The sequence below is a fragment of the Amycolatopsis sp. NPDC004772 genome, from assembly GCF_053601215.1.
Genome location: NZ_JBSGBK010000063.1, coordinates 46,337 through 53,435, shown reverse-complemented (window position 1 = coordinate 53,435; position 7,099 = coordinate 46,337). Strand labels below are relative to the sequence as shown.

General features: G+C 70.1%; 7 protein-coding genes. 3 read left to right on the top strand and 4 right to left on the bottom strand.

Annotated elements, in window-relative coordinates:
* A partial coding sequence (locus ACWEF6_RS30290) for a hypothetical protein (RefSeq protein ID WP_449686055.1) occupies nt 1–1,717 on the bottom strand: 1,717 nt, incomplete at its 3' end.
* Between the two features lie 72 nt (nt 1,718–1,789).
* Nucleotides 1,790–2,044 (bottom strand): hypothetical protein, encoded by a 255-nt coding sequence (locus tag ACWEF6_RS30285; RefSeq protein WP_310975740.1) that lies wholly within the window; start codon nt 2,042–2,044, stop codon nt 1,790–1,792.
* Nucleotides 2,045–2,147: 103 nt separating this feature from the next.
* Here ACWEF6_RS30285 and ACWEF6_RS30280 point away from each other — a divergent pair, with 103 nt between their 5' ends.
* Nucleotides 2,148–3,941, top strand: coding sequence for a sigma-54-dependent Fis family transcriptional regulator (locus tag ACWEF6_RS30280; protein WP_449686054.1), 1,794 nt, complete (start codon nt 2,148–2,150; stop codon nt 3,939–3,941).
* A gap of 34 nt (nt 3,942–3,975) precedes the next feature.
* Here the strand turns inward: ACWEF6_RS30280 and ACWEF6_RS30275 are convergent, their stop codons facing one another.
* Nucleotides 3,976–4,689: a DUF4142 domain-containing protein gene (locus ACWEF6_RS30275; RefSeq protein ID WP_449686053.1), complete on the bottom strand. Its 714-nt coding sequence runs from the start codon at nt 4,687–4,689 to the stop codon at nt 3,976–3,978.
* 222 nt (nt 4,690–4,911) lie between these two features.
* On the opposite strand from ACWEF6_RS30275, the gene ACWEF6_RS30270 reads away from it, so the two are divergent.
* Entirely contained in the window at nt 4,912–5,391 is a 480-nt protein-coding gene (locus ACWEF6_RS30270; RefSeq protein ID WP_449686052.1) for a MarR family transcriptional regulator, read from the top strand.
* 17 nt (nt 5,392–5,408) lie between these two features.
* A complete protein-coding gene (locus ACWEF6_RS30265; protein ID WP_449686051.1) occupies nt 5,409–5,822 on the top strand; it encodes a DUF5655 domain-containing protein in 414 nt (137 codons plus the stop codon).
* Nucleotides 5,823–5,825: 3 nt separating this feature from the next.
* Here ACWEF6_RS30265 and ACWEF6_RS30260 read toward each other — a convergent pair whose 3' ends face one another.
* Complete coding sequence (locus tag ACWEF6_RS30260) at nt 5,826–7,082, bottom strand: YncE family protein (RefSeq protein WP_449686050.1); 1,257 nt, start codon at nt 7,080–7,082, stop codon at nt 5,826–5,828.
* Between the last annotated feature and the right edge of the window lie 17 nt (nt 7,083–7,099).

Genomic DNA, 7,099 nt, shown 5'->3' with positions numbered 1-7,099 from the left:
CCCAACACCCCCAAATATAGATGGTTTTTTCTGTTTCTGTTTTTCTGTAGTGTGAGATTCGTTTCTTGACGGGGGGGGGTGCCGGGCGCCCGGCCGGGCCCTGGCGGTTGTAGTCGGCCACGAACGCGGCGCGCTGCTCGTCGGTCATCTGGTTGAGCAGCACGTTCGGCGACTGCACCTCGGGCATCCGGCGCAGGTGGTCGAGCGTCCACATCTTCTTCGGGTCGAGGTCCAGGTGCGGCTGGGCGACCATGGTCTTGCCGTCGTCGCGGACGAAGCCCATGTCGGAGACGACGTCGGCCCAGTTCCAGCCGTGGTAGAGCGTCTCCCACTCGCGGGCGCCGACCAGCTGGCCCATGTTCGGGGTGTTGCGGCCCTGGTAAGTGGGCCGGAACGCCTCGGCGTCGGTCCAGCGGCAGGTCTCCGAGCAGTACGTCCGGTGCTGGCCGTCGACCTGGTCGACCACCATGTCCTCGCGGATCAGGCACGGCACCATGCAGGTCCAGCAGCGGTGCGGGTACACGTAGTCGACGTTCTCGGCGACGATCGGGTGGTGCCCGTTCGGCGTCGCGAGGCGGTTGTAGTTCTCCCACCACTTGCCGTACTTGTCGTACCAGCCCGGGTACTTGTACTCGAACCACTCGAAGTCCTCATCGGTCATCGGGTCGATGCGCCAGTAGTTGGCGAGCCACCCGGTGGCGAAGAACTGCGCGACCTCGTGGACGTAGCCCTTGTTCCAGATCCGGTTCCAGGCTTCCTCGATCAGGTCGTGCGGGATGACGAGCCCGTACTTCTCCAGCGGGACCAGGTAGGAGCGGTAGTAGTCGTCGTAGATCCAGCGGCGCCACATTTCCGCGTAGCTTTCGCGGTCCTTGCGGCGGTCCTTGGTGCCGTATTCGATGAACGTGCCGATCGCGGCGTCGACGACGGCGTGGTTGTTCCACCACGCGTACCGCAGGTCGCGTTCGAGCAGCTGGTGGTTGCTTTCGTCGGACAACGCCATCAGCAGGGTCGCGTAGCCGTTGCTGATGTGGCGCGATTCGTCGGACTGGACGGAGTGGAACACCGTGGGCAGCAGGTAGTCGCCGTTCGCGGCGGCTTCGGCGGGCATGGCGACGAACAGCGTGTTCGTGAACGCCGTTTCGGCGACGATGGTCAGGTAGATGCTCGCCGCGGTGATGGCGTCCCCGGTGATGAAGCCTTCGGCGAACTGGCGGCCGATGGTGCCGCAGTAGTCGTTCTGGAAGTTGCGCAGGCTCGAGTTGAAGCCCGCCGGGTCGATGTAGTTCTGCATGTACAGGCGCTTGAGGTTCTGCTGGATCGTCGAGTGGCGGACCTCGTCGATCATCTGGATCGCCTGGCCGTTGTGCAGTTCCGGGTTCGGGACCGTGCGGAACAGCAGCGGCATCGCCCGCGCGGCGGAGATCTCCGGCAGCGGGATGATCGACAGGAACAGTTTCTGCCACTCCAGCCAGCGTTCCTGGACCTGGCGGAACATGTTGCCGCGGATCGCGCCGTCCTCGGCGCCGTAGACCCGGTGGTCCTTTTCCTCCTGCATCGGGAAGTACGAGCGGAGGACCTGCTTCAACGGGTCCTTCTTCTTGGCCTTCCGGAAGGTGTAGTCGGTGCCGTAGTGCGAAACCGGGGTGTGGTACGCCGGTTCCCACGACAGTTCCTGGATCTTCTGGTGGGCTTTCGCCACACTCTGGCGACTCATGGCTCACTCCTTATTCACGGCTCGCCGGCCCGGCGTTGACCATTAGGCGGGCCCGCGCGGTGGCCGCGGGTCTCAATCTGAGACAGAACCGCGGCCCGGCGGCGTGTCGAGCAGCCGCGCGCGCAACGCGGCCAGCTCGTCGTGGACGCCGGCCCGCACCCGGGCGTCCCCTTCGGCCGCCGGGACGATCCCGAACGCGCGCAGCAGCGCGGCGGCGGGCTCGCCGGGGTCGCCCGCGGCGCCCAGCGTCGGGTGCAGCCCCTGCTCGGCCAGGTGGGTGAAGACCAGGTTCACGATCGTCCACGGGTTGTACGTTTCGGCGGCCATGACTCCATGGCACCGCTGCTCCGCGGCCCGGAGCGTCTCAATTTGAGACACCGCCGCCACCCTCGCGCGCTTACTCTGGACGGGCGTCACTACGGGAGGTCACGTGGACGAGATCGCGCCCGGCACACTGGTCGCCGACGACGAACTCGCCCGCACCCGCGTGCGGTTCCTGACCGCGGAAACGGTTCCCGCGGACACGGTGCGGCCGACGATCCTCGCCTCGTGGCGGCGGTCGCGGGAGTTCCAGGTCGAGGCCGACCGGATCGACCCGCTCTACCTCGGCGACCAGAACCTCGACATCCCGCTCATGCGCGGCGCCGAACCGGTGCTGGAGAAGCTGGGCGAGCAGTTCGAGGGCCAGCCGATCAGCCTCATCCTCACCGACCCCGGCGGGGTCGTGCTCACCCAGCGGACCGGGGACGCCGACCTGGCCCGGCACCTCGAGCGCGTCGAGCTGGTGCCCGGGTTCAGCTACGGCGAGCAGTCCGTCGGCACGAACGGCATCGGCACCGCGCTGGAGGACGGCCGCCCGACGACGGTGTTCGGCCACGAGCACTACGCCGAGCACCTGGAGAACCTGGCCTGCGCCGGGGTGCCGATCCACCACCCGATCTCCGGCAAGAAGGTCGGCGCCGTCGACCTCACCTGCTGGTACAAGGACGCCGGCGGCCTGCTCGTCGCGCTGGCCCGCTCGACGGCCGAGCAGATCCGCCAGGCCCTGCTGCGCCACAGCGACCTGCGGGAGATGCTGCTGTTCCAGGCCTACCTGCAGACCTGCCGCCGGTGGACGGGCATCGTGCTGGCGTTCAACGAAGACATCGTGATGATGAACGACCGGGCGCGGCAGCTGCTCGACCCGGCCGACCAGTCGGTGCTGCTGGGCCACGCCACCGAGGCGCTGGCCGAGGGCCGCCGGACGCCCGCGACCCTGTCGCTGTCCAGCGGGTTGCGGGTCCGGGTGCTGTGCCGCCGCGTCGCGGGCCGGCGCGAAGCCGAGACCGCGGGCGGCGTGCTGTCGGTGAAGCTGATCGAGGCCGAGGAGACCTTGGCCGTCTCGACGCCGATGCTGCCGATGTACCTGCCGGGTGTGGTCGGCTCGGCACCGCTGTGGCTGCGCTGCGGGCACGACCTCGACTCCGGCCACCAGCGCGGCGAGTGGGTCGCGCTCGAAGGCGAGCCCGGCACCGGCAAGCTGACCCTGGCCAAGGGCCTGCACCAGCGCCACCACCCGGCGGCCCGGCTGCTCACCGTCGACGCAGCCGCCGCCCCGGACTGGGCCGAACTGCCGCGCGAGCACGCCGAAGCCCCGATCCGCACGCTGGTGATCCGGCACGCGGACCGGCTGGCGGCCCCGGCGGCCGGCGCGCTGGCGGCGGTCCTGCGGACCCTGCGCGAGGAGCCGAGCCCGCCCTGGGTCGTCGTCACCCTCGTGCCGGAGGCCGAGACCGAACCGGCGCTGGCCGAGCTGCTGAAGTTCTTCCCCCGGACGGTGCGGGTGCCGCCGCTGCGCCACCACGTCGAAGACCTCGCCGAGCTCGTCCCGCTGGTGCTGAGCAAACTCGGCTACGGCGGCCGGCTGACCTGCTCGGCGGCGGCGCTGCACCTGCTGATGCGGGCGGAGTGGCCGGGCAACACCGGCCAGCTCCACCAGGTGCTGCGCACGGTCGCTCAGCGCCGCCGCGCCGGCACCATCCGCCCCGGCGACCTCCCGGCGGAGTTCCACGCGGTGACCCGGCGGCCGCTGAACCGGTTCGAGTCGATCGAGCGGGACGCCATCGTGCGGTGCCTGGAGGACGCGGACGGCAACAAGGTCCGGGCCGCGAAGCTGCTCGGCATCTCCCGGGCGACGATCTACCGCAAGATCCACGAGTACGGCATCGTGCCGCCGGCCCGGTAGCCGCCCGGATCCCCGGCGGGCGGCTCCCGGTGCGTCACTTCGACGGCGGGGTCACCGCCTTCGCGACCTCTTCGATCGTCTTGGCGTCGACCAGCCCGGTGTCCTCGAGCACCTCCATGTGGTCCATCACCGTCTGGTTCGCCTGCCGCGCGTGCCGCCGGATGACGTCGTTCTGCGTGCCGGCGCGGACTTCGGCGATGGTCGCGAAGATCTTGCCGTGCGACGAGCGGAGCAGGTTCGCGAACAGTTTGTCGAACTCGAGCCCCTGGGCGGCGGTCAGCTGGCGGACCCAGCCCTGCTGCTCGGGGCTGGCCTGGTCGGGCAGCGTCACCCCGAGCATCTTCGCGTCTTCGCGCACGAGCTGGTCCAGGCGCGAGTGGCCGTCCAGCAGGTGCAACCCGGCGCGCTTCACCTGTTCGCTGCTGGCGTGGGTCTGCGCCAGGGAGCCGGCGGGGATTTCCCACAGCCCGGCCTGGCGGACCTTGACCAGGAACGTCTTGTCGAGCTCGGTCACCGGCCCGGCGCCGGTCACCGGACCGGTGGCGGCGGCTTCGCCCGCCGAGCCCATCTGCATGCCGGCCATGTCCTGGCCATAGGCGGGGACCTGCGCCTGCGTCGAGCCGGGCGAGGTCTGGGCGTTGGCCTGCAGCACCATGACCGAGCCCACGCCGACCACGGCGAGCGTGGCCACGACGACCAGCGCGGTCCGGGCCTTGGCGCGGCCCGTCATGCCACGGTGATCCGGCATGATTCCTCCTTCTGACGACAGTGCGGGTACGGGGTACACGGAAGCCGTCGCGGGGAGGTTCAGCGAAATCCGAGGAATTTTTCTTGCGAGCCAACGGAATCATCGTTCAGGCGCGCTGAAGACAGCAGAAACAGAAGGATGGCCGATACGGCCGGACACACCCGGCGAGCGCCGGGGATGTCCATCTTGACCGATGCTCTTGCGATTGGCAAGTATTGCGGCATGCAACCCCACCACGAAGAAGCGGCCCCGGGCGGCGACCCGGACGTGGCCGCCCTCGACGGCCTCACCGTGGTCCTGGTCGGGATCGCGTGGGAGTGCGCGCACGCGGCCCCGCCGGAGGTGTCGTTCCCGCAGTCGCGGCTGCTGCTGGTCCTCGACCGCCTCGGCCGCGTCCCGAGCTCCCAGCTGGCGGCGGCGATGGGCGTCAACGCGTCCTCGGTGACGCGGCTGGCGGATCGGCTCGAAGGCCTCGGGTACGTGGCCCGCGGCCGCAGCCCGGGCAACCGCAGCGTCGTCACCCTGGAGGTGACCGAGGCCGGGCACGAGATCGTGGCGCGCATGCTCGAGCGGCGGCAGGCCGCGCTGGGGGCGCTGCTGGCCAAGCTGCCACCGTCCCAGCGCAAGGCCGCGGCCAAGGCGGCCCGCCAGCTGGTCCACGCGGCGGCGACCATCCCGGCACTCGGTCCGGCCGCGCTGTGAGTGCCATCCTGGACGGCATGCCGACCCGCTGGACGTGCCCCCGCTGCGACCGCGAGTTCGCCCGCGCGGGCCAGGGCCACACGTGCGTCCCCGGCGGCACGGTCGAGCAGACGTTCGCGGGCAGGCCACCGTGGCAGCGCGCGGTCTACGACGCGGTGCTCGGCCACCTGCGCACCCTCGGCGACGTCCACGAGGACGCCGTCAAGGTCGGGGTGTTCCTCAAGCGGGACCGGAAGCTGGCGGAGCTGCGCCCGCGCTCCCGCGACGTGCTGGTGTACCTGTGGCTGCCCCGGCCGGTGGAGACGGCCCGCATCGCCCCGGCGAGCTGGGCGAGCGGGCCGCGGGTCGGGCACAGGCTGAGCCTGCGCGCGGTGTCCGATGTGGACGACGAAGTCCGCGGCTGGCTGACCGCGGCCTTCGCCGTCTCCTGAAGGTCAGGAACCCGTGGGGCCCGTCCAGCCGTCCGGCACGTGCCCGATCCGGACCCGCTGCGGGTGGTCGCCCACCGGGACCGAAACGAGCTTCTGCCCCGTCGCGAAGTCGATCGCCGTCACCTGGTCGGCGCCGGCTTCCGAGATCACGCACGCCTGGCCGTCGCCGCTCACCGTGGCCCAGTACGGCTTCACCGCGGGGACGAGGGTGCCCTGCTGCAGCGTCGTGCGGTCGACGACCGTCGCGTAGTCGTCCATCGTTCCGGCGATGCAGAGCTTGGTGCCCGCCGGGTTCATCGACATGCCGTGGTGGCGGGAGTCGTTGACGAAGGTCTTGCGGTCGTCGCTGGTGGCCGGGTTCTTCGGCAGCTCCTTGATCCGGGTGATCTTGTCGGTGGCCACGTCGTACTCGGCGAAACCGTTGAAGAACGACACCTGGAAGTACAGCTTCGACCCGTCCGGCGTGAACGCGACCGGCCGGACGGCGTCCGAGAGGTCGCTGCGGCCGAAGGCGTCGAGCCGCTGGCGCATGTCGATCACCTTGACCTGGCGGAAGGTCGCGGCGTCGACCACGGTGATCCGCCGGTCCCCCTTGGTGAAGTCCCAGCCCGGGTCGTCGAGGTCGGTGTTGACCTCGCCGATCGACATGTTCCAGAGGGAGCGGCCGCCGTCGGTGAACACGTTCTCGTGCGGTTTGTCCCCGGTGGCGAACGAGCCGAGCTGCTGCCCGGTGACGATGTCCAGCACGTGCACGGTGTTCGACGTCGACGCGGAGACCGCGACGCGGCGGCCGTCCGGCGACACCGCCATGTGGTCGGAACGGAAGCCCGACACCGGGAAGCGCCAGTTGATCCGGCCGGTCGTCAGGTTGATCGAGACGACGTCGGCGAAGCTCGGCCGCGACGCCACCACCGACGAGCCGTCCGGGGTGGTGTACATGTCGTCGACGAACTGGTCGTGCCCCTCGCCGGGCCCGTTGCGGATGCCGAGGAAGAAGGCCAGCTTGATCGGGTTGAGGTAGATCTCCGTCAGCCGTGCGTCCTTGTCCGGGATGATGTTCACCCGCGCGATCCGGGCGAACGAGCCACGGGACTGGATGACGTCCGCCGTGCCTTCCCAGTTGTTGCCGACGAACATCACCTCCCGCAGCGCCGCCGCGCCGGTCGCCGGCACGGCGGCCCCGGTCGCCAGCAGGGCGACGGACGCGGTGAGGCAGGCCAGGCGGGATAAGTAAGACCGCTTCCGACGGGGTTTGCGCACGAGGAGACACCTTTCGG

Bases quoted from the DNA above. Each gene is read 5' to 3' on its own strand.
- ACWEF6_RS30285 (WP_310975740.1), bottom strand. From the start codon at position 2,044: ATGGCCGCCGAAACGTACAACCCGTGGACGATCGTGAACCTGGTCTTC.
- ACWEF6_RS30275 (WP_449686053.1), bottom strand. From the start codon at position 4,689: ATGCCGGATCACCGTGGCATGACGGGCCGCGCCAAGGCCCGGACCGCG.
- ACWEF6_RS30270 (WP_449686052.1), top strand. From the start codon at position 4,912: ATGCAACCCCACCACGAAGAAGCGGCCCCGGGCGGCGACCCGGACGTG.
- ACWEF6_RS30265 (WP_449686051.1), top strand. From the start codon at position 5,409: ATGCCGACCCGCTGGACGTGCCCCCGCTGCGACCGCGAGTTCGCCCGC.